Here is a 24,583-nt window from a genome sequence, read left to right as displayed (position 1 = left end):
GTTTTCTTTTATAATCAGTTTTCAAAAAGATAACGTTCTTAATATTAAAATAACGCTTTCATAATAACTATAGCCGAATTGATTAACATTCGGGCTCTAATTTTGAACAAATTAAAAAATCAAAAACTAGAAATTAAAATTATAGTTATGAAAACAAAATTACAAATTGCTGCTTTTGCCCTTTTGAGCGCTTTTTTTCTTCAAGCACAACAACAAACAAAAGGAATTATTGGAACAACAAACTGGATGAACAACTGGACCAATTTTAAACCTGCTGCCAACGAATATAACGAAGCTACAAATATAATTGCCGGAACAATAGACAAAGATTTAAAGTTATTGAAACGCAACACTTATCAATTAGTGGGTGTCGTTTATGTTACTAACAATGCAACATTAAGCATCGAACCTGGAACAGTAATTCGTGGAGATGATAAAACTTGTGGAACATTGGTCATTACAAACGGAGCAAAAATTATTGCAGATGGTTTAGAAACTGATCCGATTGTTTTTACATCAAACAAAGAAAAAACCGAAAGAAAACCAGGAGACTGGGGCGGTATTATAATTTTAGGAAAAGCACCGATTAATACTTTAGGAGGTCTTCATACTTTACCTTTTGATCTTGAACCACTATTAAATCACTACGGAGGACAAGATGCTGAAGATAATTCGGGAATTTTAAAATATGTACGAATTGAATATGCCGGAAGAAAATTAAGTTCATTGAAAGAGTTAAACGGACTTTCATTAGCTGGTGTTGGAAGAAAAACGGTTTTAAACAATATCCAGATAAGTTTTTCAAATGATGATTCTTTTGAATGCTACGGTGGCGACTTAAATATGAGTAATTTAATTTCATACCGAACTACAGATGATGATTTTGATTTTACTCAAGGCGCACAAATCAACATAAGTAATAGTATTGCTATTCGTCATCCGTTTTCATCCGATATTTCAGGGTCAAGATGCTTCGAAGTAGATTCATACGATAAAATTGGAAATACTGATATGAGCAAAAAATTGACTAAAATAAATGCTTCAAACATCACTTTGGTCAATCTTGAAGAAAACAATCAAGGATTGGTTCGCGAATCTGTTTATGTTAGAGAAAATACTTTTTTTAATCTGTCAAATAGTATTGTTTCAGGCTTTTCTCCATTTGTTTTGTTGGAAGGAAATATTGGAAATGGTGATGAAAATTTATTAAAAATCAGCTTCAAAAACATAATTGCAAATAATTGTAATGGTGGTATTACAAGTGAATCTTCAGCGAGTAATCCTGTTATTCAAAACTTTTATAATAAGCCAGGCGCTGGATTAGAATATACTAATGTTAAAAATACAGAATTATTTACAACGCCAAATATCAAAGGAATTCCAGATTTTAGAGCAAACGTAAATAACACGTTGGCTATTGGAAACTAAGGCTTTGAAACAATAATAAATTTTAAAATTTAACAAAATTCCAAAATTAGAAAAGATTTTTTTGAGATTTTATGTGTTTTAATTCAAATTACCTTTATATCTTTGTGACATCAAAATAAGGAAATGAAAACATTAATGAACAATACTTGGTGGTGGAAGAATTTACGTCAAACGTCGTGAACGAAGCTTCCTATGGTATTTTCAAAACTATAAATCTAAAAGGCTTGTCATCACGACAAGCCTTTTTTTTTGGTCACAACATTAGCAGAAAAAAATAGTAAAAACTAAAAAACAACATACTTTGAAACCTTTTATACTTAATACACATTACAAGCAAATTCTGGCAGACACGATTACGCCGGTAAGCATCTATTTTAAAATAAGAGATAAATTTCCAAATAGTTTATTATTGGAAAGTAGTGATTATCACGGAAATGACAACAGTTTCTCATACATTTGCTGCAACCCGATTGCAACGATTAAAATCGAAAACGAAGTTATTTCAAAAACTTTTCCTGATGGAACTTCGGAACAAATTAAAATTGATTCCAAGACAAATATTCCAGAAGTTATTCAGGATTTTTCGAATCAGTTTAAATCGGAGAAAAACGATTTTAAATTCATTAACAACGGATTATTCGGATACATTTCTTATGATGCTGTTCGTTATTTTGAGAAAGTTTCGATTGCAAAAAAAGATGACGCAACTTCAATTCCGGATGTATTTTATGCAGTTTATCAAAATATCATTGCCATAAATCACTTTAAAAATGAAGCCTATATTTTCTGCCACAGCGTTGACGGAAGAAATAACATTTCTGAAATCGAACAATTGTTACAATCCAGAAATATTGCTTTATACAAATTCACAAAAGAAGGCGAAGGTTTCTCTAACCTAACCGATGAAGAATTCAAGCACAATGTGGCTTTGGCAAAAAAACATTGTTTTAGAGGAGATGTTTTCCAATTGGTTCTTTCACGTCGTTTTACACAAGGATTCAAAGGTGACGAATTCAATGTTTACAGAGCTTTAAGAAGCATTAATCCATCTCCATATTTATTCTTTTTTGATTATGGAGATTTCAAAATATTCGGTTCTTCACCTGAAGCACAAATTATTGTAAAAAACAGAAAAGCCGAAATTCACCCAATCGCAGGAACTTTCAAAAGAACTGGAAACGACGAACGTGATGCACTTTTAGCCAAAGAACTTTCTGAAGATAAAAAAGAAAATAGTGAACACGTAATGCTGGTTGATTTAGCACGAAATGATTTAAGCCGAAACGGACACAACGTGAATGTTGAAAAATACAGAGAAGTTCAATTTTTCTCTCACGTAATTCACTTAGTTTCAAAAGTGACGGGATATTTGCACGATAAAGCAACAACAATGCAGGTAGTTGCCGATACTTTTCCTGCTGGAACTTTGAGCGGTGCGCCAAAACACAGAGCGATGCAATTGATTGAAGACTACGAAAAAACAAATCGTAATTTCTACGGAGGAGCCATAGGCGTTATGGATTTCGACGGAAATTTTAACCACGCTATTATGATCCGAACTTTCCTTTCTAAAAATCATCAATTACATTGTCAAGCCGGTGCCGGAATCGTAGCAAGTTCTGATGAAGAAAGCGAAATGCAGGAAGTTTATAACAAATTAAGAGCATTGAATACAGCACTTGAAATGGCAGAAAAAATATAAGTTTTCTTTGTTTCAGGTTTCATGTTTCAAGTTGTTGGAACGTACAGCAAACCTGAAACCTGAAACTAAAAACTAAAAACAAAAAACCACAAACTATGAAAAAAGCAGCATCAATTTTAATTTTAATCATTTGCATGACATCTTGTAATTCTGAAAAAACACACAATCCAATTGAAGGAACCTGGCGTTTAATATCAGCTGAAACAACAGAGAAAGATTCGACTTTTTCGACTTTCAATCCAAAAACAAAAATGATAAAAATTATAAATGAAACACATTTCGCTTTTTTCAATCATGATTTAAACAATGGCAAAGATTCGATAAATGCGGTATTTCATGGCGGAGGCGGAAAATACACTTTAAAAGACAGTGTTTACACAGAAAACTTAGAGTACTTCAACAACCGTCAATGGGAAAATGGAAAATTTGAGTTTGTGGTAAAAATTAAAAACGACACCTTAACTCAAAAAGGAGTAGAAAAAGTAGAAAAATTAGGAATCGACCGTATTATTACAGAAAAGTACGTTCGAGAAAAATAGAAAATTTAGTTTCAGGTTTCAAGTTGGTTGAAACGGGAAACTTGAAACTTGAAACAAAAACAACACAATGAAAAAAATATTAGTTATAGACAATTACGATAGTTTCACTTACAATTTAGTACACTATTTAGAAGATTTGAATTGCGAAGTAACCGTTTACAGAAACGATGAATTCGAAATTGATGAAATCGCATCTTTCGAAAAAATATTGCTTTCGCCAGGACCTGGAATTCCAGATGAAGCAGGTTTATTAAAAGCAGTAATCGAAAAATACAGTCCAACGAAAAGTATTCTTGGCGTTTGTTTAGGACAACAAGCCATTGGAGAAGTTTTTGGCGGAACGCTTTCTAACCTTGACAAAGTGTATCACGGAGTTGCAACGAATGTAAAAACGGTTGTTTCAGATGAAATTTTATTTGAAGGTTTAGGAAACGAATTTGAAGTTGGAAGATATCATTCATGGGTTGTTGACGCCAATTTGCCTGATACTTTAGAAGCAACTTCGGTTGATGAAAATGGACAAATTATGTCATTAAGACACAAAAAATTTGATGTAAGAGGTGTTCAGTTTCATCCTGAAAGTGTTTTGACACCAAACGGAAAAAGGATTTTAGAAAATTGGATTAAGAGCTAGTTTTTTTGTTTCAGGTTTCACGTTTCAAGTTGTTGGAACGCGAAACCTAAAACCTGAAACAAACCTTAGCATCTCATAATTTTAGCAACTTAGAACCTTAAAAAATGGAAATAACAATTTCAGAATCCAGAGAAATCAGCATCGAAGACATTTTAGTTTTATATAAAGCAAATGAATGGAGTTCTGCCAGTAAACCGAATGAACTTTACAACGGATTATTAAATTCGGAAACTCTTGTGACGGCTTGGGAAGGAAAAAAGTTAATCGGACTCGGAAATGCGATTTCTGATGGATTTTTAACCGTTTATTATCCACATTTATTGGTACTTCCGGATTATCAGGGAAAAGGAATTGGAAAAATGATTTTGGACAAAATGCAGGAGAAATACAAACACTTTCACATGCAAATGCTGACTGCAGACGGAAGATCAGTTGACTTTTACAAAAAAAATGGTTTTGAACGCGCCGGAAAAACAGAACCAATGTGGATTTATCAAGGCAATGAACATTAAAATTTAGTTTCAAGTTTTATTTGTTTCAAGTTTCAAGTTGTTGGAACGTGAAACTTGAAACCTGAAACAAAACCTTAGCATCTTAGAACCTTAGCAACTTAGAATCTTAAACAAAATGAAAACTATATTAAATAAATTAATCAACCACGAAGTCCTTTCAAAAGAAGAGGCAAAGAACGTTTTGATTAATATTTCAAGCGGTCAATACAATCCAAGCCAGATTTCGGCATTTTTGACTGTGTTTATGATGCGAAGCATTACAATTGATGAACTTTCTGGCTTTCGCGAAGCTTTATTAGAATTGTGTATTAGAGTTGATTTATCAGCTTATAACACGATCGATTTATGTGGAACGGGCGGTGACGGAAAAGACACTTTCAATATTTCGACTTTAGCATCATTCATTTCTGCCGGAGCGGGAATAAAAGTGGCAAAACACGGAAATTACGGTGTTTCATCGATTTCAGGATCAAGCAACGTGATGGAAAAAATGGGAATCAAATTCAGCAACGAACCCGATTTCTTAGAAAAATGTATCGATCAGGCTGGAATTTGCGTTTTACACGCTCCCCTATTTCACCCTGCAATGAAAAATGTTGGACCAATCAGAAAAGAACTAGCAGTAAAAACGTTCTTCAATATGTTGGGACCAATGGTAAACCCATCATTTCCACAAAATCAATTAGTTGGCGTTTTCAATTTAGAATTAGCGAGAATGTATGCCTATTTATATCAAAATACAGATGTAAATTTCACAATCCTGCATTCGCTTGACGGTTACGACGAAATTTCTTTGACCGGACCAACAAAAATCATTACCAGCCATATGGAAGGCATGATCAAACCCGAAGATTTTGGCGTTCGTCTTTTATCTCAAACTGAAATCGAAGGTGGTACAACAATAGAAGAATCGGCTGAAATTTTCATGAATATCATTTCTGGAAAAGGAGACGAAGCGCAGAACAATGTTGTTTGTGCCAATGCCGCAATGGCAATCGCAACGGTTAACAAATGTTCTCCGCAAGAAGGATTTGAATTGGCAAAAGAAAGTCTATTCTCTGGAAAAGGGCTTCAAGCTTTAAAAAAATTACAGGAATTAAGTAAAATTTAGTTTCAAGTTTCAAGTTATTTTGAACGTTCTACAACTTGAAACCTGAAACCTGAAACGTGAAACAAAACAACATGAATATCTTAGATAAAATAATATTAGACAAAAAGCGAGAAGTAATTCTGAAGAAATCAATCATTCCGATTTCTCAATTGGAAGCTTCGGTATTTTTTGGAAAACAAACTATTTCTCTTAGCCAGAAATTAAGAGAAAGTAATTCCGGAATTATCGCAGAACACAAACGCCGATCTCCTTCAAAATCAATTATCAACAATAATTTTACAGTTGAAGAAGTTGTAAAAGGATACGAAAATGCCGGTGCTTGCGGAATTTCTGTTTTAACAGATGGAAAATATTTTGGTGGATCTTTGGACGATTTACTTTTAGCAAGAGCTTCAGTAAATATTCCGCTTTTGCGAAAAGAATTTATAGTTGATGAATATCAGATTTTAGAGGCAAAAGCGCATGGAGCCGATTTGATTTTATTAATTGCTGCTGTTTTAACACGCGACGAAATCAAATCACTATCAGAGTTTGCAAAAAGTTTAGGTTTAGAAGTTCTTTTAGAAGTTCACAATCAGGAAGAATTAGAAAAATCAATTATGCCGACTTTAGATATGATTGGCGTAAACAACAGAAATTTAAAAACGTTTGAAGTAAGTCTGGATTTCAGCAAAGAACTAGCATCGCAAATCCCAAATGATTTTGTAAAAGTTTCAGAAAGCGGTATTTCATCCATCGAAGCCATTCAGGAATTAAAACCTTACGGATACAAAGGTTTCTTAATTGGAGAAAACTTCATGAAAACCGATAACGCCGGCCAAGCAGCTACTGATTTTATTAGTCAGCTGTAGACTTAAAAGTTTGCCACGAATTTCACTAATTTCTACTAATCCAATTTGTACTAATTTGTGTAATTCGTGGCAACAAAAGAAAAAACTTAGTGTCTTAGCGCCTTCGTGGCAAAACAAATAAAAAAAATGAAACTCAAAATATGCGGTATGAAATATCCCGAAAATATCCTCGAAGTAGGCGCACTCCTACCCGATTATATGGGATTTATTTTCTGGGAAAAATCCGCTAGATATTGCAACGGGAATGTTCCCGAATTGATAAAAACAATCAAAAAAGTGGGTGTTTTTGTCAACCAAAGTCAGGAAGAAATTCTGGAAAAAGTAGAAAAATTCAATTTACAAGCCGCTCAGTTACACGGAGAAGAATCAGTTGAATTTTGTGCTGCATTAAAAGAAAAACTTCCAAAGAAAATCGAAATTATTAAAGTATTTTCGGCTGATGAAAATTTTGATTTTGAAACCATTAAACCTTTTGAAAATGTCTGCGACTATTTTCTGTTTGATACAAAAGGAAAACTTCCGGGCGGAAACGGAACAACTTTCGACTGGAGCATATTAAAAAAATACAATTCGAAAAAACCGTTTTTTTTAAGTGGCGGAATCGGGATGAACGAATTAAAAGCCATTGAAGAAATTTCGAAAACCAAACTACCTATTTATGCTGTTGATGTAAATAGCAAATTTGAAATCGAACCCGGGCTAAAAAATAAAAATCTATTAAGCAATTTCAAACGAAAATTTGATGTTGCCAACTTTTAAAATTTAAATAAAATGAGTTTTAACGTCAACGAAAAAGGATATTACGGAGAATTTGGAGGAGCCTACATTCCTGAAATGCTGTATCCAAATGTAGAAGAATTACGTCAAAAGTATTTAAGCATAATGGATGAGCCCGATTTTAAGGCAGAGTTCAATCAATTATTAAAAGATTATGTAGGACGGCCTAGTCCGCTGTATTTTGCAAAACGTTTGTCTGAAAAATACAATACCAAAGTTTATCTAAAAAGAGAAGACTTAAACCATACCGGAGCGCACAAAGTAAACAACACAATCGGACAGATTTTGTTGGCAAAACGTTTAGGCAAAAAAAGAATCATTGCCGAAACTGGCGCTGGTCAGCATGGTGTTGCAACGGCAACGGTTTGCGCTTTAATGGGAATTGAGTGTATCGTTTATATGGGTGAAATCGACATTGCGCGTCAGGCACCAAACGTGGCTCGTATGAAAATGTTGGGCGCAGAAGTTCGTCCGGCACTTTCGGGTTCTCGTACTTTAAAAGATGCAACAAACGAAGCTATTCGTGACTGGATCAATAATCCTGTTGATACACATTATATTATCGGATCGGCAATTGGACCGCATCCTTATCCAGATATGGTAACGCGTTTTCAAAGTATTATTTCTCAAGAAATCAAATGGCAGTTAAAAGAAAAAGAAGGACGTGAAAATCCGGATTATGTTGTAGCCTGCATTGGAGGAGGAAGTAATGCTGCCGGAACGTATTATCACTTTTTACACGAGCCGGAAGTTGGAATTATTGCCGTTGAAGCAGCCGGAAAAGGTGTTGACAGTGGTCATAGCGCAGCAACAAGTAAACTAGGAAAAGTAGGTGTTATTCACGGTTGTAAAACGCTTTTAATGCAAACTCCAGACGGACAAATTACAGAACCGTATTCTATTTCTGCAGGATTAGATTATCCGGGAGTTGGGCCTTTGCACGCGCATTTGGCACAAACAGGAAGAGGTGAATTTTTCTCTGTGACCGATGATGATGCGATGAATGCTGGTTTGCAATTAACTAAATTAGAAGGAATCATTCCGGCTATTGAAAGTGCACACGCTTTTGCAGTTTTGGATCAAAAGAAATTCAAACCAACAGATGTTGTGGTAATAAGCCTTTCAGGGCGCGGCGATAAAGATTTAGATAATTATATCGACTATTTTAAATTGTAATAAAAATCGTAATTTGGGCGTTCCCTACGGTCGGGCTGTCCGCTATATTCCCGATTAACAAAAACTACGGCTAAAAAGCCTTGTTTTTCTAAATCGGGAGATGCCGCTCCCATCCCTAACGCATACAAATAACGAGAAAAATAATAATTATGGAACAGTTATTCTCTTACGGAACCTTACGTTCAAAACAGATTCAAATGCAGGTTTTCAATAAAGTATTAACGGGCACTGCAGATCAATTACTGGGTTACAAATTAAAAAGCCTTCAAATTGAGGAAGAATTTGGAATGGCCGATTATGTTGTGGCGGTAGCAAGTGAAAATCCTTCTGAAATTATACATGGTATGGTTTTCAATGTTACTCTAGCAGATTTAGCCAAAGTTGATTTATTTGAATCTAACGCCTACAAAAGAGTTCAGGTAACGCTAAAATCTGGAACTGTGGCTTGGATTTACATGGAAAATTAATTTTATAGAAATGATTTTAGCTGCGGCACAAACCAAACCAAAACGCGGAGATATATCTGCCAATTTATTGAATCATTATCAGCTTATTGAATTGGCTGCTCAAAATGGCGCCAATTTGATTGCTTTTCCGGAATTGTCAATTACGGGTTATGAAAGAGAAAATGCGGCACCGCTAGCTTTTACAAAAGACGATTACAGAATTGATCATTTAAAAGAATTGGCTGTCAAAAACAATATTATCATTATTGCCGGAGCACCTATTCAAGTTGAAAATGAAATGTTTATTGGGGAATTTATAATTTCTCCGGACAATTCGGTTTCTATTTATACGAAGCAGTTTTTACATGAAGGCGAAGATGAATTTTTCCAATCGTCTTTCCATTATAATCCAATGATTACGATTGAAAATCAGAAAATCTCATTTGCAATTTGCGCAGATATTGATAATCCGAAACATCCGGAAAATGCTAAGAACAGAGATACAGATATTTACATTGCCAGCATTTTCTTTTCGCCAAACGGGATTCCGAATGCGTATAGAGACTTGCAAAATTATGCTCAAAAACATAAAATGAATGTTTTGATGTCGAATTTCAGTGGAGAATCCTGGGGATCGCCATCGGCAGGACAAAGCGCATTTTGGAACAATAAAGGAGAATTAATTGGCCAAATGAATTATTCAGATTCCGGATTATTATTGGTTGAAAACAAAAATGATACTTGGACAAGTAAGGTTTTAAAATTTTAAAAAAATAGGCCACAGATTTTACAGATTTTCACAGATTAAATTATTCAAAAATCATTGAAATCTTTTAATCTGTGGCACAAAAAAAAATATAATGATGAATAGAATAACTCAAAAATTACAAGAAGATAAAAAGATATTATCAATTTATTTTTCTGCAGGATATCCTAGTTTGAATGATACAGTTCAAATTATACAGGATTTAGAAAAAAACGGAGTGGATTTAATTGAAATCGGACTTCCGTTTAGTGATCCTTTGGCAGACGGGCCAACAATTCAGGCGAGCTCGACGCAGGCGCTTCATAACGGAATGACAACTCAAATTCTTTTCGATCAACTAAAGAATATCCGCGAAAGCGTAAAAATTCCGTTGATTATTATGGGGTATTTTAATCCGATGTTGCAATACGGCGTTGAAACTTTCTGCCAAAAATGTGCTGAAATTGGGATTGACGGTTTAATTATTCCAGATCTTCCGGTTGATGTTTATGCTGATGAATACAAAGCGATTTTCGAAAAATATGGTTTAATAAACGTGTTTTTGATTACGCCTCAAACTTCTGACGAACGTATTCGTTTTATCGACAGCGTTTCAAACGGATTTATTTACATGGTTAGTTCTGCAAGTGTTACGGGTTCGCAATCTGGTTTTGGAAACACTCAGGAAACTTATTTTGAAAGAATTGGAAACATGAATTTGAAAAACCCACAAATCGTAGGTTTTGGAATTTCGAATAAAGAAACTTTTAATCAAGCAACAAAATATGCAAAAGGTGCTATTATTGGAAGTGCTTTTATCAAACATTTAAGTGAAAAAGGAAGCGGAAAAATTGAAGAATTTGTTGGTGAGATAAGATAATTGTTTCTTTCAAAATATTCAATAAACGTCTGTTTAGTAATTCCTAAAATGACAAAACATACTAAAAAAGCTGAAATACTAATGTATTTCAGCTTTTTTTTGCTCAAAATCATCGAAACCGTTTTACGTTAATATTATGTTAAAATAAAATTAAACAAGCGTTTAAATTAAACAACTGTTTAATTTTGTACTCGATTAGAAACAATACCATGTCAAACATCGAATTAAACGATAAAAAAATTCAGATTCTTGAAGTAGCAGAAAGTCTTTTTTCTGAGAAGGGATTTGAGGGGACGTCCATTCGGGACATCTCAAAAGAGGCAAAAATCAACATTGCCATGGTGTCCTATTATTTTGGGTCAAAAGAACGGCTTCTGGAAGCTTTAATTCTTCATAAAACCACCGATTTAAAATTACAACTCGAAAATTTATTGCAGGAAAACATTGAACCGCTTGACAAAGTCAATAAATTAATCGAAATTTACATTAACAGAATTTGCCTTAACAAAGGCATTTACAGGGTTTTACATTTTGAATTAAACAATAAAAAAAGAGAAAAAAGCCTGAATGCTTTTACAGAACTTAAAAAAGGAAATTTAAAATCTGTTGAAAGTATTATTAAACAGGGACAAGACCAGGGCGTTTTTAGAAAAGATGTAAATATTCCGCTCATTACGCCAACGATTATTGGAACCTTTTTCCACTTTCATATGAATCGTTCTTTCTTCGAAGAATTATTGGATTTAAAAACCGAGGAAATGTTTAACAATTACATTAAAAACAATCTTACAAAGCACATTCAACAAACTATAAAAGCGCTACTTGTTTATGAAAATTAGTCAATTAATGCTCTTTGGAGTTTTCTTCATCGGAATATCTTCAATTGAAGCACAAGAAAAAACAAGTTTAACCTTGGACGAAGCCGTTAAAATGGCTTGGGAAAAAAGTAACGAAGTTACGCTTGCCAACACTAAGGTAAACACAAAAAAATACGAACTAAAAACCGTAAAAAATAATCAATATCCGGACATTAAGGTTTCTGGTCAATATCAGCGACTTACAAAAGCTTCGATTGATATGCCAAATCAGGGCGAAAGTGCTTCTTTAGCATCTCCTGACAGAGCTATGTTGGGTATGGCAAATTTAAGTCTTCCAATTTTTGCCGGATTTAAAATCCAAAACAGCATCGACGCCTATGATAACATGTACGAAGCTGAAAGTGCAAATGCGGAAAAAACTAAAGAAGACGTTGCTTTAAAAGTAATTACTTATTATACTGCATTATACAAAGCTCAAAAAACTTTAGATGTTTTAAATGAGAATCAAAAAAGTGCCAAACAACGTGTTACTGATTTTATAGAATTAGAGAAAAACGGAATTATTCCGAGAAACGATTTATTGAAAGCTCAGTTATTGGTTTCAAAAACGCAATTATCTATTGATGAAGCAAATAACAACATCAATAATATCAACTTTTATCTTACTACTTTACTAAAATTAGATCCTTCTGTAAAAATTGAGGTAAATGAGCAGGATTTCTTTAATCTAAAAACAACCAACTCAATAACATCTGACGCTGTTGCATTGGAAAGCAGAAAAGATTTGGAAGCAATTAGATTACAAGGAAAAGCTTCAGAAGCTAATGTTAAAATAGCAAAAGCTGGATATTATCCTTCACTCTCATTACTTGGAGGCTATACAGCATTTGATCTTAAAGACATTATTACGGTAAAATATGCTATGAACTTCGGGATTGGTTTATCGTATGACTTATCTGGAATTTTGAAAAATAACGTTCATGTAAAAGAGGCAGAAAGCAGAGCTTTGGAAGTAAAAAATACTGAAGCTATTATGACGGACCGCATTAAAGTTGAAGTTCAAAAATCTATTGAAGATTATGATTTGGCAATCAACCAAAGTGTAGTTTATGAAGAAGCGCTTCAGCAGGCAGCGGAAAACTACAGATTGGTAAAAGATAAGTTTGACAACGGACTTTCAGACACTAATGACTTGGTTGAAGCTGACGTAGAACATTTAAATGCCAAAATTCAAACTGCTTTATCTAAAGCAACTATTATTCAAAAATATTACGAATTACTTTCAGTATCAGGACAATTATCACAATCATTCAATCTTTCTAAAATATAATCGATAGCTCTCATGGAAAAGAAAAAGACAAATACAAAATTCATCATCATACTTGCAGTTCTGATTTTAGGAGGCGGTAGTTACGGAATATCAAAATACTTACACTCTCAGGCACACGAAGAAACGGATGATGCTCAAATCGAGAAAAAAATGAATCCGATTATTCCTAGAGTATCAGGATATATCAGTAAAGTTTATGTAAAAGACAATGATTATGTAAAAAAAGGAGATACTTTATTTACTATAGACAAGAGAGATTATCAATTAAAAATCGATGAAGCAAACGCTGCATTACTAGGTGCCGAAGGTCAATATGAGGCAGCTAAAGCAGATATTGGAAGCGCTTACGCAAGCATCAATGTTTCTGATGCTCAAATGAAATCTGCAAGCGGTTCTATCGAAAGTGCTAAAATCAGATTGAGACAGCTTACGAACGATTATAACCGTTACAATAACTTGTACAAAACGCACACCATTACAAAACAACAATATGAGCAGGCTTTAACAGCAAAAGAAGAAGCTGAAAACCAAGTACGTGTTTTAGAACAACAACAAAAAGCTACTTCTTACCAAAAATCGGTTATTCAGTCAAAATCTAAAGTTTCTGATAAACAAACAGAAGTTGCAGCTGCAAACATTAAAAAAGCACAAACAATGCTTGATGTTGCTAAATTGAATCTTACTTATACTGTGGTAACTGCAGCAATTGATGGTCAGGTTTCTAAAGTTGATATCCAGCCAGGACAGTTGGTTCAGCCAGGACAATCTTTATTTTATATCATCAATAATAACGAAGCTTGGGTTGTAGCTAACTTTAAAGAAACGCAATTAAACAAAATGGTTGTGGGACAAAAAGTAAGCTTAAAAGTTGATGCTTATCCTAATTATGAGTTTAAAGGAATTGTAACTTCTTTTTCTCCAGCTACTGGATCTCGTTTCTCTTTATTGCCTCCTGATAACGCAACAGGAAACTTCGTAAAAACAATCCAGAGATTACCAGTAAAAATTAGTTTAGATCCTTCAAACGATCCTGAAAAAGTAAAATTATTACGCCCGGGAATGAATGTTGATGTAGACGTACATTTGAAATAAAATAAATGGCAACAGCAGTACAAGCAGAAGACGATTTAGTAGAATACGGCTACAGACGTGTGATCATTACGATTACGGCAGTACTTTGTGCACTGTTGGAAATTGTAGATACAACGATTGTAAACGTAGCGCTGACAGATATGCGAGGAAGCCTTGGCGCTACCCTGACTGATGTCGCGTGGGTAATTACAGCATACGCAATTGCGAATGTTATTGTAATTCCGATGACGAGCTGGTTATCACAGCAATTTGGAAGACGTAATTATTTTGTGGCTTCTATCATATTATTTACGGTTTGTTCCTTTTTATGCGGAAACGCCAGTAATATTTGGGAACTTGTAGCCTTTAGATTCTTTCAGGGAATGGGTGGAGGTGCGTTACTTGTAACCGCACAAACAATTATTACCGAAAGTTATCCGGTTGCAAAACGTGGTATGGCACAGGCAATCTATGGAATGGGTGTAATTGTAGGTCCAACTTTAGGTCCGCCATTAGGAGGATATTTAGTAGATAATTACTCTTGGCCTTACATTTTTTACATCAACATTCCATTAGGAATTATTGCCACAATTTTAGCGCTTACTTTTGTAAGAAGTCCGAAATATGGTGAAAAACTAAAAGCAAACCAGGTTGACTGGTGGGGCATTATCTTATTGAGTGCCTTCATTGGTTCATTACAATTTGTTTTAGAACACGGACAACAAGACGACTGGTTTAATGATTCACTAATTGTAACATTAAGTGTTGTAACCGTTCTTGGATTGGTATTGTTTATTTGGAGAGAGCTTACCTACAAACATCCAATTGTAAATTTAAGTGTTTTAAAAGATGGAAATTTAAGAATTGGGACAGTTTTATGTTTCATTCTAGGTTTCGGTTTATATGGATCAACTTTAATTATCCCAATTTACACGCAATCTATTTTAGGATGGACCGCAACTGATGCAGGTTTATTATTAATCCCAGGGTCGATTACGACCGCGATTATGATGCCATTTGTGGGTAATATGATTCAGAAAGGTGTTCCGCAAGGTTATATGGTTGGAGTAGGATTTTTAATTTTCTTCTTCTTCACTTTTATGATGCAGACACGAATGACGCCCGATACAGGTGTAGAACATATGTACTGGCCGTTGATTTTAAGAGGAATTGGTTTAGGATTGCTTTTTGTTCCTATTACCACACTTTCACTTTCAACTTTAAAAGGAAAACATATTGGTGAAGGAGCAGCTTTCACCGGAATGATGAGACAATTAGGAGGTTCTTTTGGTATTGCAATTATTACCACTTTTATAACACGTTTTAGTCAGGAACACAGAGTAAATCTGATTAATAATTTGGATCCTGCAAAATTCGATGTTCAACAACGCATTTCAGGAATGCAGCATGCTTTTATGGCGAAAGGCTATAGCGCCGATGTGGCACTCAAAAAAGCTTATCAGGCAATAGATTACTCTATCATGAAGCAAAGCACCGTAATGTCTTACATGGATATTTTCATGTATTTAGGAATTATGTTCTTATGCTGTATCCCAATCATCCTTTTTATTAAAAAAGGAAAGAACAAAATTAGTGCAGCCGACGCAATGCATTAATAATAATAATTTTATAATACGCAGAAACGCCGAATTCATCTTTAGAATTCGGCGTTTATTTTTTAGTTTAACCGCAAAGCACGCAAAGAATTTATTCTAAAAGGTTAAAAAAAACGCAAGGTTCGCAAAGCTTTATGTAAAAACTTTGCGAGCCTTGCCTAAATCATTGCGCCTTTGCGGTTAAAAACCTTAGTCCCGATAGCTATCGGGATAGCCACTTAGAACCTTAGTATCTTCAAATTACCTTGTAAAAACCAAATGATTCCCTTTAGAAAGATTAGCATCAAACTGATATCCTTCGTAATTAAAACCTTTTAAGTCATCAATTGTTTCAGCATTTGTATCGATTATATAACGAACCATCATACCTCTCGCCTTTTTCGCAAAAAAACTGATCATTTTTAATTTTCCGTCTTTATAATCTTTAAAATCTGGAGTAATTACCGGAACTTTCAAGGCTTTTACATCGACAGCAGAAAAATATTCGGTGCTTGCTAAATTCACGAATAATTCACCTTTTTTCAATTCCTTATTCAACGCTTTAGTAACCGTTGGTTTCCAAAAATCGTGTAGGTTTTTAAACTCGGCAACTGGCATTTTAGTTCCCATTTCTAGACGATATGCCTGCATCAAATCAAGCGGTTTTAAAAGTCCGTAAAGTCCTGACAAGATTCTTAATTTATCCTGCAAAACATCTAATTTTTCTAACGGAATTGTATAAGCATCTAGTCCTGTATAAACATCGCCGTCAAAAGTATAAACCGCCGGGCGCGCATTTTCAGGTGTGAAAGGTGTTTTCCATTCCTGATTTCTTTTCCAGTTTAAATCGGCTAGTTTGTCTGAAATTGACATTAATTCTGATAATTCAGCTGGCTTTTTTTGTTTAACCACTTTGTGAACTATTCTCGCTTCTTTTAAAAAAGAAGGCTCAGTATATTGAGATGTTGGTAATTCTTTTTCGAAATTCAATGATTTCGCTGGCGATATAACAATTTTCATTTGTACGTTTTTCTATGTTTCAAAAATACAAATTGAATTTCTAAAAACAGATTACCTCAATTGATTTGTTCTATTGTTGCATTTTTTTTCGCCACTCCCGATAGCTATCGGGATCACGAATTTTCAATAATTATTGTTTGACTCAGATTGCGAGGATTTTTTGCCACAGATTACAAAATTAACGCAGATTTTTTAATCCTTTCAATCTTGTAATCTGTGGCAGAAAAAAAATAAATTCGGGTAATTAGTATAATTCGTGGCAAACCTTTTGTCTTTTCACAAAAATCAACATCAAAAACTATTAATTTCTTCAAAAAAGTGTGCTTCAGATTATAATAGGCATTTTCTATGTTGTAAATTTGCATGCATTTTATTTCATCTGAAATTCAAATTGCATTTTTACTCAAAAATTAGTGAATTCGTGGCTATACAAACAAATTATAAATCTGCTTTACAAAACAAAATCTTCGATATCATTTCGAAAGCTTCTCAGGAATTAAACGTTGACTCTTATGTTATAGGAGGATTTGTTCGTGATTTGCTTTTAAACCGAGGTTCTAAAAAAGACATCGATGTTGTTGCTGTTGGAAGCGGAATCGAATTAGCTTTAAAGGTTTCTGATTTACTTCCGAACAAACCAAAAGTTCAGGTTTTTAAAACTTACGGAACGGCAATGCTTCGTTTTGAAGATACTGATATTGAATTCGTAGGCGCCCGAAAAGAATCCTATAACCGCGACAGCCGAAATCCAATTGTAGAAAACGGAACACTTCAGGATGATCAAAACCGTCGTGATTTTACAATAAATGCGTTGGCTTTATCTTTAAATGAAAATAATTTCGGAGATCTTTTAGATCCTTTTGACGGTTTAGCCGATTTAGAAACCAAAACAATCAAAACGCCTTTGGATCCGGATATTACCTATTCTGATGATCCTTTACGAATGCTTCGCGCGATTCGTTTTGCAAATCAATTGAATTTTAAAATTGAGGAGAATTCCTTAAATGCAATCACAAAAAATGCAGAGCGCATCAAAATTATTACAGGCGAAAGAATTGTAGACGAATTGAATAAAATTCTTTCTACAGATAAACCTTCAACAGGATTTTTACTTTTATACAAAACCGGACTTTTAGATTTAATTTTACCTGAATTAACTGCGTTGAATCAGGTGGAAGAAATAGAAGGCCATACGCATAAAAACAACTTTTATCACACTTTAGAAGTTGTAGATAATATTTGTCCAAATACTGATGATGTCTGGTTACGCTGGTCGGCTTTATTGCATGATATTGGAAAAGCGCCAACAAAACGTTTCAATAAAAAACAAGGTTGGACTTTTCACGGACATGAATTTCTTGGTGGAAAAATGGCAAAAAAAATCTTCGAACGTTTGCATATGCCTTTGAACCAAAAAATGAAATTTGTGCAAAAAATGGTCATTATGAGTTCGCGTCCAATTGTTTTGGCGCAAGATATCGTCACAGACAGCGCCGTTCGCCGTTTAGTTTTTGACGCCGGCGAAGATGTAGAAAATTTAATGATTTTATGCGAAGCCGATATCACGACCAAAAATCCTGCGAAATTCAAAAAATACCATAAAAACTTCGAGCTTGTCCGCAAGAAAATTGTTGAAGTTGAAGAACGCGATCATGTCCGTAATTTTCAGCCACCAATTTCCGGTGAAGAAATTATGGAAATGTTTAATTTGAAACCCTCGCGCGAAATCGGAATTTTGAAAGAGGCCGTAAAAGAAGCAATTTTAGAAGGTGATATTCCGAATGAGTATCAGGCGGCTTATGATTTTGTGATTAAGAGAGCTGAAAAGTTAGGCTTAAAAAAAATAGAGAAATAAGTATTTTAATAAAATGAAAAAAGAGAATAAATCAGTAATCATTTGGTTACTATCAGGTTGTGTTTTATTATTTTTAATGGTTGTCGTGGGCGGAATCACGCGTTTAACCAATTCAGGTTTATCAATGACCGATTGGCATTTGGTAACCGACACTTTCCCGCCTTTAACAGAGGCAAAATGGCAAGCCGCTTTTGATGAATACAAGAAGTTTCCTGAATATCAAAAAATTAATATTCACAACGATTTTCAATTAGCCGATTATAAATTTATTTACTTCTGGGAATGGTTTCACCGTTTCATTGGCCGTATTATTGGTTTGGTTTTCTTTGTGCCTTTTGTTTACTTTTTATTCAAAAAGAAATTAGATACAGATACAATCAAAAAATGTGTTGTGCTTTTAGGAATGGGCGCTTTTCAAGGTTTTCTTGGTTGGTTCATGGTTCGAAGCGGATTAATTGACAATCCAGATGTGAGCCATTTTAGACTTTCATTACACCTTACTTTTGCCTTTATCACTTTCGCGTACACACTTTGGGTAGCGCTGGATTTGATTTATCCTGAAAGAAACATCAATAAAATATTACCGCTTCGAAATATTGCTCGTTATGCTTTAGCTGCTTTATTAATCCAAATTATTTATGGCGGATTTGTAGCGGGACTAAATGCCGGATTAATTCACAATCACTGGCCTTTAATGAGTGATGGCGAATTTATTCACGAATCGGTTTTTATTGAGCAATCATCTTTGATTAAGAATTTAATTGAAGGAAAAAGCGGCGTTCAGTTTGTGCACCGAACTTTTGCTTATGTAGTTGTGGCAATTATTCTTTTTCTTTTCTTCAAAAGCAAAAAATACACGCTTACCGCTACTCAGACAAACGGAATCAAAACACTTGTAGCATTTGTTTTCATTCAGTTTTTGCTTGGTGTTTTCACTTTATTATACAGCGTTCCGTTGGCTTTAGGATTAATTCACCAAATTATGGCATTTTTCCTTTTGAGTGCAATGACGTATACTTTGCATAGATTAAGTAAATAATTTAAAATTCAAGACATAAAAAAATCCTTCAAAATGAAGGATTTTTTTATGTTTTTAAAATAAATTATCTTGGTCCGACCGGATTAAAATCCTACCCTACAAAATGAATCGAGCCACTGGCTCTTTATTTGGATGGTTTTAAAAAAGATTAGATCTTAAAATGAGGAAAATAATTTACCCCAACCAAGCCTTAAAATCCTGTACTTTTTCACGACTCACAATCACCTCATCTTCTTTATAAGATGGCAAAATAACTTTAAGTCGGGAATTAGTATATACCTGAATTTCTTTTATTGCCTGAAGCGGAACAATAAATTTTCTGCTTACGCGAAAGAAATCCTTCATATCTAATTCCTGTTCCAGAATTTCCAGAGTTGAATCAATCAAATAATTTCGATTGTCGAAAGTATGAATATAAGTTCCTTTGTTTTCACTGAAAAAACATTCGATTTCATCTGTAGTAATTACTTTTAAATGCTGTCCTATTTTAACTGTAAAACGTTTTTTGAACGTTTTCTCAAAAGGATTTGACAGCATTTTTCGTATTTGTTCAAAATCAAGTTGCAAATTACTGCTTTCTGATTCCGGTTTAGGAAGTCGGGTTTTGAATTTCGTCACTGCAACTTCAAGATCATCTTCATCAATTGGTTTTAAAAGATAATCGATGCTATTCAATTTAAAGGCTTTTAATGCATATTCATCATAAGCAGTTGTAAAAATTATAGCGCTTTTGATATCTATTTTTTCAAAAATTTCAAACGACAAACCATCAGAAAGCTGAATATCCAAAAATATTAAATCGGGATGCTGATTATTGGCAAACCAATCAACAGATTCTTCAACAGAATGCAGCATGGTTTCTACAGCAATATTTAATTTTTCTAATTTTCGTTGTAATAATCTTGCAGCTGGTTTTTCGTCTTCTATAATTAATGTGGTCATTTATTGAATGAAAAAATTAAAAATTTGGTTTTGGTTATAGTATTGGTAAAATTACTCCCATTTATTGGTATTTTGAGCTTCTTTGTTCATATACTTCTGAATTTTTTTCTTTTCCCATTCACTGCCAAAAAAGACATCTGGTCCAAAAACAGAAAAAGCATGGATTAACAATGCTATTCCCCAATAAAAAGCAGTAGAATAAGTATGCCAGTCTGATAAACCGTTATAAATTATATCTTTTCCAAAGACATCACGGTTCAAATTTGTTATTATAATTATGGCATTTACAATAATGTAAACTCTTAAATGCGAATAAAAGTCTTTTATTCTTTTGACTTTTCTGTAAGCGATATTAAAGTTTTCGTCTTTACTATATTCTTCGCCATATTCTTCAAAAATGTTTCTTCCAAAACGTCTCATTTTATATGTCTTTTAAATTATTGCCATTTATTTGCTTTCGTAGACTCCTGATTCATATATTCCTGAATCTTTCTTTCCTCCCAGTCATCGCTGAAAAATACATCGCGCCCGAAAACTGACACAGCGTGCATTACTAATGCAATTCCCCAATAAAAAGCTGTTGAATAGGTATGCCATTCAAATAAGCCACTATCATTAAAATGGCTTCCGATAAACTCTCTGTTCAAACTCGAAATGATAATAATTGCGTTCACAATTAGATATACTTTTAAGTGCGAATAAAAACCTTTTATTCTTCTCACTTTTCTGTATGCAATATTAAAGCGTTCATCGCTCGAAAATTCGTTTCTGTATTCTTCATACATACGTGTTCTTAAACGTCCCATTTTTTTTATCTTTTAATGATTATTGCCATTTCTTTTTGTTCTCTTTTTCCTTTTCCATAAGTTCTTTTATCTTTTTTTCTTCCCAGTCTTTTCCAAGAACCGGAAATACTTCAAAAACCTTTAACCCGTGAAAAAGAACTCCAACGCCCCACCACATTAATGGCCAATAAAACCAAAGATGATTTGGTGAAGTCATTAAATTTATAACAATCAAAACTATGTTTACTGAAATATAGGCCGTTAAGTTTCCATAAAAACCTTTAATATTCTCGACTTTCTTTTTAGCCAAGTAATATTTATCCTCGTCATTAAAATTTACTTCCATGATTACTCCCATTTTTGTTTTTTTACTTTTTTATCTAAAAGGCTTTTCATTTTTCGCTCTTCCCATTCTTCATCAAAAATCTTATATGAAGCAAATAAATCGATCAGCGATACTAAAAATACACTTGTCCAAATTACCATTACAACACTATTTAAATATCGTACCGGAAAGAAATTCAGTGAAACTCCATAAAATTCTTTTAAAATATAGATCATCAATCCAATCGTGTAAATAAATGCATGTACATATAAAGATCTGAATTGAACAGATTTTTTGCTGAAAATTTTTTGAAACTCAAATTTCCCCCGGTCATTATTACAATTTGTTTCCATAATTATTTCCAAGTTTGTTTATTTTTTTCTTTTTCTAAAATTTCTTTTATTTTTCGCTCCTCCCATTCTTTACTAAAAGCAGGTGAAATTTCAAAAGTTTTTAGACCATGTATTACTACTCCTATTCCCCAGCCGAACACACACCATATAAACCATAAATATTCGGGCGAAGTCATCAGGTTTATAACAATCAGGATTACAGTTACCAGAATAAAAACGGTTAAATGCTCGTAAAACCCTCTAATCTCTTTAACTCTTTTTTGAGCTTTCTGATAACGTTTTGCTTCAGTATAATCTGGTTCCATAGTTATTCCCATTTCTGTTTTTCGTTTTCTTTTTCCAAGATACTTTTTACTTTACGCTCTTCCCATTCGGTTCCAAAAATTTTAAAAGAAGCAAATAAATCTATTGCGTTAATTAAAAATGCTGTTGTCCAGATCGCCATTACAAATCCGTTGATATATTTTATGGGCAAAAAATTAAATGGTACTCCAAAATATTCTTTCAATACATAAATTACCCATCCAATAAAAAAGACAAATGCGTGTGAATAAAATGATTTAAGTTTCTCTATTTTTCTTTTAGCAAACTGTTGTAAATCATAATCCTCCCGATTATTATTGAAATTCGTTTCCATTATTTCCAGGTTTGTTTGTTGTTTTCTTTTTCTAAAATCTCTCTGATTTTACGTTCTTCCCAATCTGAGCTGTAACCAAAAACTTTAAAAGCATGCATTACAACTCCAAACCCCCAGCCCAAAGCCGAAAACCAAAACCACTGAAATCCAGGAGAATACCTCAAATTTATAAAAATTAAAAACGGAATTACACAACAATACGAAATTACATTTCCATAAAATCCTTTTAATTCCTCTACTCTTTTTTTAGCTCTGAAATAAGCTCTGTTTTCATCGCTATAGTCTGCACTTGTTTCCATAACTGTTATTTGTTTTGTTAAAATCGGAATCTTAACTGTGAATGTTTCTTCATTTTGTTCTACTAAAACTTTTCTGTTGGTTACGATTCCGTATCGGTTTACGATATTTTGTAATCCAACTCCTTGTCTGTCCTGCAAAACTTCTTTCTTTTGAAAATCATTTTGAATCGCGAGATAATCTCCGTCAATAAAAATTCTGATATGCAAGGGTTTTTGTTCGCTTACAACATTGTGTTTTACGGTGTTTTCTAATAAAAGCTGTAACGATAACGGAACCACTTTTGCATCAGGATTAATGGCTGTTGAAGGCAATTCATAAAACAAACTATTTTCGAAACGCATTTTCAGCAAATTCATGTACGTTTTTGCAAATGATAATTCGTCTTCTACAGAAACCAATTCTTTATCTTTTTGCTCCAAAACATAGCGGTAGATTTTAGATAAGGAAGTGGTAAATCGTTGTGCATTATCTGGATTTTCTTCAATCAAAGAACTTAATACATTGAGACTATTAAAAAGAAAATGCGGGTCAATTTGGTTTTTTAAGCTTTCGAATTTTGCATTTGCTGTTCCGGCGATAATCTTTTGTTGCGTGATTTCAAATTTTGATGCCTGTTTCCATTTCACCATAAAACTTCTGGCTTGCATGAAAGTTGAAACTCCTAATGATAAAATGATGTAAAAAAGATGAACCCAAATCATTCTTTCACTAAAGAAATTTCTAATTGGTACATCTTGAATCACTACGAAAATGATATAATTGATGGCTAAAACAGCTGGAACAGTGTATAAAACAGTAACTAATATTCCGTAATATACTCTCAGATTTGTATGTTCCAACCAATCCCATTTTCGATCTAAAAGAACACTTAAAAAACCGTTCCCAAAACCGAGTCCGAATGAATACAGACAACTCAAACCAAAGGTTATCAAAACATTTTCTATTGTTAAATCGGCTCCCAAAAAGGCTGAGAATATTATCGTGAAAACCATAGAGATCTTAAAACATACGATAGTGCCGCTTTTTAAATCTGAAAATGTATTTCTGTAATCCTTCATTCTAAATCAGCTTAAATTAGTTTTATTTTTTGCAATTCTTTTGTGCTTCTACTGCTCTTTCCAATCCCCATTTTGGTGAAAAAGGTGTTGCAGGTTTAAATGTAGCAAAAAGTTCAATAGCTTTATCAACTTGCGCACAAAGTGGTTTTGTATCAACTCCTGTCCATTTTGCGCCACCTAATTGGTAGTCAGCTTCTCCAAAAACTGCTCTTGGATTATTTGGATCGATTGCTTTTGCTTTTGCGTAAGCTTCCATTACTTTTCCAGAATATTTCATTCCGTTTGTCATTGGATCAGCTACTACATATCCTGTGTAAATTAAAGCTTGCATAACATATAACTCGGCATTGTTTTGATCTTTAATCATTTCCTGGTCTAAAGCATCTTGTGCTTTTGTCAACAGTAAATCAATTTTTGTTTTGTCTTTTTCAGAAAAAACTGCTGTCGCATTAATCAAGGCTACATAATAATTAGGCAGATAACTTGTTTTTTCTGCCGCAGCGATTCTTTCAAACAGTGCAGAAGCTTCTGCATTTTTTCCTTCTTTCCAAAGCCCGAAAGCTTTTCCCATTCCTTGTTCAAATTGTGTTTGTGCTGAACTTATTACTACTACAAATAATGCGATTAAAGTGATGATTTTTTTCATTTTATAAT

General features: G+C 33.7%; 28 protein-coding genes. 18 read left to right on the top strand and 10 right to left on the bottom strand.

Annotation, left to right across the window (positions count from 1 at the left end; genetic code table 11):
• The first annotated feature begins 147 nt into the window (after window positions 1–147).
• From ACWA1B_RS11195 to ACWA1B_RS11120, 16 genes are all read left to right on the top strand, one after another.
• Window positions 148–1,428 carry a hypothetical protein gene (locus ACWA1B_RS11195; RefSeq protein WP_456906860.1) on the top strand — a complete coding sequence of 427 codons (1,281 nt, stop codon included), beginning with the start codon at window positions 148–150 and terminating at the stop codon, window positions 1,426–1,428.
• Between the two features lie 301 nt (window positions 1,429–1,729).
• Window positions 1,730–3,130, top strand: a complete 1,401-nt coding sequence (locus tag ACWA1B_RS11190; RefSeq protein ID WP_456906858.1) for an anthranilate synthase component I family protein — start codon at window positions 1,730–1,732, stop codon at window positions 3,128–3,130.
• A gap of 95 nt (window positions 3,131–3,225) precedes the next feature.
• The gene (locus tag ACWA1B_RS11185; protein WP_456906856.1) at window positions 3,226–3,669 is read left to right on the top strand and encodes a hypothetical protein; all 444 of its coding nucleotides are present in this window, start codon (window positions 3,226–3,228) and stop codon (window positions 3,667–3,669) included.
• Window positions 3,670–3,736: 67 nt separating this feature from the next.
• Window positions 3,737–4,303: an anthranilate synthase component II gene (locus ACWA1B_RS11180; protein WP_456906854.1), complete on the top strand. Its 567-nt coding sequence runs from the start codon at window positions 3,737–3,739 to the stop codon at window positions 4,301–4,303.
• Window positions 4,304–4,407: 104 nt separating this feature from the next.
• The gene (locus ACWA1B_RS11175; RefSeq protein WP_456906852.1) at window positions 4,408–4,815 is read left to right on the top strand and encodes a GNAT family N-acetyltransferase; all 408 of its coding nucleotides are present in this window, start codon (window positions 4,408–4,410) and stop codon (window positions 4,813–4,815) included.
• A 115-nt stretch (window positions 4,816–4,930) separates the two neighbouring features.
• Window positions 4,931–5,926 (top strand): anthranilate phosphoribosyltransferase, encoded by a 996-nt coding sequence (gene trpD, locus ACWA1B_RS11170; RefSeq protein ID WP_456906850.1) that lies wholly within the window; start codon window positions 4,931–4,933, stop codon window positions 5,924–5,926.
• Window positions 5,927–5,997: 71 nt separating this feature from the next.
• Window positions 5,998–6,777 (top strand): indole-3-glycerol phosphate synthase TrpC, encoded by a 780-nt coding sequence (gene trpC, locus ACWA1B_RS11165; RefSeq protein ID WP_456906848.1) that lies wholly within the window; start codon window positions 5,998–6,000, stop codon window positions 6,775–6,777.
• Between the two features lie 126 nt (window positions 6,778–6,903).
• Window positions 6,904–7,536 carry a phosphoribosylanthranilate isomerase gene (locus ACWA1B_RS11160; protein ID WP_456906846.1) on the top strand — a complete coding sequence of 211 codons (633 nt, stop codon included), beginning with the start codon at window positions 6,904–6,906 and terminating at the stop codon, window positions 7,534–7,536.
• A 12-nt stretch (window positions 7,537–7,548) separates the two neighbouring features.
• Window positions 7,549–8,730 carry a tryptophan synthase subunit beta gene (gene trpB, locus ACWA1B_RS11155; RefSeq protein WP_456906844.1) on the top strand — a complete coding sequence of 394 codons (1,182 nt, stop codon included), beginning with the start codon at window positions 7,549–7,551 and terminating at the stop codon, window positions 8,728–8,730.
• Between the two features lie 149 nt (window positions 8,731–8,879).
• Window positions 8,880–9,197 carry a gamma-glutamylcyclotransferase family protein gene (locus tag ACWA1B_RS11150; RefSeq protein WP_142451118.1) on the top strand — a complete coding sequence of 106 codons (318 nt, stop codon included), beginning with the start codon at window positions 8,880–8,882 and terminating at the stop codon, window positions 9,195–9,197.
• A gap of 10 nt (window positions 9,198–9,207) precedes the next feature.
• The gene (locus ACWA1B_RS11145; protein ID WP_456906842.1) at window positions 9,208–9,945 is read left to right on the top strand and encodes a carbon-nitrogen hydrolase family protein; all 738 of its coding nucleotides are present in this window, start codon (window positions 9,208–9,210) and stop codon (window positions 9,943–9,945) included.
• Between the two features lie 94 nt (window positions 9,946–10,039).
• Window positions 10,040–10,801 carry a tryptophan synthase subunit alpha gene (gene trpA, locus ACWA1B_RS11140; RefSeq protein ID WP_456907037.1) on the top strand — a complete coding sequence of 254 codons (762 nt, stop codon included), beginning with the start codon at window positions 10,040–10,042 and terminating at the stop codon, window positions 10,799–10,801.
• Window positions 10,802–11,010: 209 nt separating this feature from the next.
• A complete protein-coding gene (locus ACWA1B_RS11135) occupies window positions 11,011–11,640 on the top strand; it encodes a TetR/AcrR family transcriptional regulator (RefSeq protein WP_035647661.1) in 630 nt (209 codons plus the stop codon).
• Window positions 11,630–12,949 (top strand): TolC family protein, encoded by a 1,320-nt coding sequence (locus ACWA1B_RS11130; RefSeq protein WP_456906839.1) that lies wholly within the window; start codon window positions 11,630–11,632, stop codon window positions 12,947–12,949. The genes ACWA1B_RS11135 and ACWA1B_RS11130 overlap by 11 nt, the downstream gene beginning before the upstream one ends.
• Window positions 12,950–12,961: 12 nt before the next feature.
• Window positions 12,962–14,041, top strand: coding sequence for an HlyD family secretion protein (locus tag ACWA1B_RS11125; RefSeq protein WP_456906837.1), 1,080 nt, complete (start codon window positions 12,962–12,964; stop codon window positions 14,039–14,041).
• 5 nt (window positions 14,042–14,046) lie between these two features.
• Complete coding sequence (locus tag ACWA1B_RS11120) at window positions 14,047–15,636, top strand: DHA2 family efflux MFS transporter permease subunit (RefSeq protein ID WP_456906835.1); 1,590 nt, start codon at window positions 14,047–14,049, stop codon at window positions 15,634–15,636.
• A 240-nt stretch (window positions 15,637–15,876) separates the two neighbouring features.
• Here the strand turns inward: ACWA1B_RS11120 and yaaA are convergent, their stop codons facing one another.
• The gene (gene yaaA / locus ACWA1B_RS11115; protein WP_456906833.1) at window positions 15,877–16,635 is read right to left on the bottom strand and encodes a peroxide stress protein YaaA; all 759 of its coding nucleotides are present in this window, start codon (window positions 16,633–16,635) and stop codon (window positions 15,877–15,879) included.
• Between the two features lie 421 nt (window positions 16,636–17,056).
• On the opposite strand from yaaA, the gene ACWA1B_RS11110 reads away from it, so the two are divergent.
• Together ACWA1B_RS11110 and ACWA1B_RS11105 are read left to right on the top strand one after the other, a co-directional pair.
• Window positions 17,057–18,490: a CCA tRNA nucleotidyltransferase gene (locus ACWA1B_RS11110; protein WP_456906831.1), complete on the top strand. Its 1,434-nt coding sequence runs from the start codon at window positions 17,057–17,059 to the stop codon at window positions 18,488–18,490.
• A 13-nt stretch (window positions 18,491–18,503) separates the two neighbouring features.
• Window positions 18,504–19,529, top strand: a complete 1,026-nt coding sequence (locus tag ACWA1B_RS11105) for a COX15/CtaA family protein (RefSeq protein WP_456906829.1) — start codon at window positions 18,504–18,506, stop codon at window positions 19,527–19,529.
• A gap of 174 nt (window positions 19,530–19,703) precedes the next feature.
• Here the strand turns inward: ACWA1B_RS11105 and ACWA1B_RS11100 are convergent, their stop codons facing one another.
• The 9 genes from ACWA1B_RS11100 to ACWA1B_RS11060 are packed head-to-tail and all read right to left on the bottom strand — an operon-like array spanning window position 19,704 to window position 24,575.
• Window positions 19,704–20,471 (bottom strand): LytR/AlgR family response regulator transcription factor, encoded by a 768-nt coding sequence (locus tag ACWA1B_RS11100; RefSeq protein ID WP_035647681.1) that lies wholly within the window; start codon window positions 20,469–20,471, stop codon window positions 19,704–19,706.
• A 51-nt stretch (window positions 20,472–20,522) separates the two neighbouring features.
• On the bottom strand, window positions 20,523–20,891 hold the full coding sequence (locus tag ACWA1B_RS11095) for a 2TM domain-containing protein (protein WP_456906827.1): 369 nt from the start codon (window positions 20,889–20,891) through the stop codon (window positions 20,523–20,525).
• 17 nt (window positions 20,892–20,908) lie between these two features.
• Entirely contained in the window at window positions 20,909–21,277 is a 369-nt protein-coding gene (locus ACWA1B_RS11090) for a 2TM domain-containing protein (protein WP_456906825.1), read from the bottom strand.
• 19 nt (window positions 21,278–21,296) lie between these two features.
• Entirely contained in the window at window positions 21,297–21,602 is a 306-nt protein-coding gene (locus tag ACWA1B_RS11085) for a 2TM domain-containing protein (RefSeq protein ID WP_238567963.1), read from the bottom strand.
• 2 nt (window positions 21,603–21,604) lie between these two features.
• A complete protein-coding gene (locus tag ACWA1B_RS11080) occupies window positions 21,605–21,934 on the bottom strand; it encodes a 2TM domain-containing protein (protein ID WP_456906823.1) in 330 nt (109 codons plus the stop codon).
• A gap of 2 nt (window positions 21,935–21,936) precedes the next feature.
• Window positions 21,937–22,239, bottom strand: coding sequence for a 2TM domain-containing protein (locus ACWA1B_RS11075; protein WP_035648153.1), 303 nt, complete (start codon window positions 22,237–22,239; stop codon window positions 21,937–21,939).
• A 2-nt stretch (window positions 22,240–22,241) separates the two neighbouring features.
• The gene (locus tag ACWA1B_RS11070; RefSeq protein WP_456906821.1) at window positions 22,242–22,571 is read right to left on the bottom strand and encodes a 2TM domain-containing protein; all 330 of its coding nucleotides are present in this window, start codon (window positions 22,569–22,571) and stop codon (window positions 22,242–22,244) included.
• A complete protein-coding gene (locus ACWA1B_RS11065) occupies window positions 22,571–23,929 on the bottom strand; it encodes a 2TM domain-containing protein (protein ID WP_456906820.1) in 1,359 nt (452 codons plus the stop codon). Before ACWA1B_RS11065 ends, ACWA1B_RS11070 begins: the two co-directional genes overlap by 1 nt.
• Window positions 23,930–23,951: 22 nt before the next feature.
• Window positions 23,952–24,575 carry a hypothetical protein gene (locus ACWA1B_RS11060; RefSeq protein ID WP_456906818.1) on the bottom strand — a complete coding sequence of 208 codons (624 nt, stop codon included), beginning with the start codon at window positions 24,573–24,575 and terminating at the stop codon, window positions 23,952–23,954.
• Between the last annotated feature and the right edge of the window lie 8 nt (window positions 24,576–24,583).

The sequence above is a fragment of the Flavobacterium xizangense genome (genome assembly GCF_054075145.1).
The sequence above is the reverse complement of the archived record's forward strand: the minus strand, read 5'-3'. Positions and strand labels throughout refer to the sequence as shown.

Bases quoted from the DNA above. Each gene is read 5' to 3' on its own strand.
- ACWA1B_RS11195 (WP_456906860.1), top strand. From the start codon at position 148: ATGAAAACAAAATTACAAATTGCTGCTTTTGCCCTTTTGAGCGCTTTT.
- ACWA1B_RS11185 (WP_456906856.1), top strand. From the start codon at position 3,226: ATGAAAAAAGCAGCATCAATTTTAATTTTAATCATTTGCATGACATCT.
- ACWA1B_RS11180 (WP_456906854.1), top strand. From the start codon at position 3,737: ATGAAAAAAATATTAGTTATAGACAATTACGATAGTTTCACTTACAAT.
- ACWA1B_RS11175 (WP_456906852.1), top strand. From the start codon at position 4,408: ATGGAAATAACAATTTCAGAATCCAGAGAAATCAGCATCGAAGACATT.
- trpD (WP_456906850.1), top strand. From the start codon at position 4,931: ATGAAAACTATATTAAATAAATTAATCAACCACGAAGTCCTTTCAAAA.
- trpC (WP_456906848.1), top strand. From the start codon at position 5,998: ATGAATATCTTAGATAAAATAATATTAGACAAAAAGCGAGAAGTAATT.
- ACWA1B_RS11160 (WP_456906846.1), top strand. From the start codon at position 6,904: ATGAAACTCAAAATATGCGGTATGAAATATCCCGAAAATATCCTCGAA.
- trpB (WP_456906844.1), top strand. From the start codon at position 7,549: ATGAGTTTTAACGTCAACGAAAAAGGATATTACGGAGAATTTGGAGGA.
- ACWA1B_RS11150 (WP_142451118.1), top strand. From the start codon at position 8,880: ATGGAACAGTTATTCTCTTACGGAACCTTACGTTCAAAACAGATTCAA.
- ACWA1B_RS11145 (WP_456906842.1), top strand. From the start codon at position 9,208: ATGATTTTAGCTGCGGCACAAACCAAACCAAAACGCGGAGATATATCT.
- trpA (WP_456907037.1), top strand. From the start codon at position 10,040: ATGAATAGAATAACTCAAAAATTACAAGAAGATAAAAAGATATTATCA.
- ACWA1B_RS11135 (WP_035647661.1), top strand. From the start codon at position 11,011: ATGTCAAACATCGAATTAAACGATAAAAAAATTCAGATTCTTGAAGTA.
- ACWA1B_RS11130 (WP_456906839.1), top strand. From the start codon at position 11,630: ATGAAAATTAGTCAATTAATGCTCTTTGGAGTTTTCTTCATCGGAATA.
- ACWA1B_RS11125 (WP_456906837.1), top strand. From the start codon at position 12,962: ATGGAAAAGAAAAAGACAAATACAAAATTCATCATCATACTTGCAGTT.
- ACWA1B_RS11120 (WP_456906835.1), top strand. From the start codon at position 14,047: ATGGCAACAGCAGTACAAGCAGAAGACGATTTAGTAGAATACGGCTAC.
- yaaA (WP_456906833.1), bottom strand. From the start codon at position 16,635: ATGAAAATTGTTATATCGCCAGCGAAATCATTGAATTTCGAAAAAGAA.
- ACWA1B_RS11105 (WP_456906829.1), top strand. From the start codon at position 18,504: ATGAAAAAAGAGAATAAATCAGTAATCATTTGGTTACTATCAGGTTGT.
- ACWA1B_RS11100 (WP_035647681.1), bottom strand. From the start codon at position 20,471: ATGACCACATTAATTATAGAAGACGAAAAACCAGCTGCAAGATTATTA.
- ACWA1B_RS11095 (WP_456906827.1), bottom strand. From the start codon at position 20,891: ATGAGACGTTTTGGAAGAAACATTTTTGAAGAATATGGCGAAGAATAT.
- ACWA1B_RS11090 (WP_456906825.1), bottom strand. From the start codon at position 21,277: ATGGGACGTTTAAGAACACGTATGTATGAAGAATACAGAAACGAATTT.
- ACWA1B_RS11085 (WP_238567963.1), bottom strand. From the start codon at position 21,602: ATGGAAGTAAATTTTAATGACGAGGATAAATATTACTTGGCTAAAAAG.
- ACWA1B_RS11080 (WP_456906823.1), bottom strand. From the start codon at position 21,934: ATGGAAACAAATTGTAATAATGACCGGGGGAAATTTGAGTTTCAAAAA.
- ACWA1B_RS11075 (WP_035648153.1), bottom strand. From the start codon at position 22,239: ATGGAACCAGATTATACTGAAGCAAAACGTTATCAGAAAGCTCAAAAA.
- ACWA1B_RS11070 (WP_456906821.1), bottom strand. From the start codon at position 22,571: ATGGAAACGAATTTCAATAATAATCGGGAGGATTATGATTTACAACAG.
- ACWA1B_RS11065 (WP_456906820.1), bottom strand. From the start codon at position 23,929: ATGAAGGATTACAGAAATACATTTTCAGATTTAAAAAGCGGCACTATC.
- ACWA1B_RS11060 (WP_456906818.1), bottom strand. From the start codon at position 24,575: ATGAAAAAAATCATCACTTTAATCGCATTATTTGTAGTAGTAATAAGT.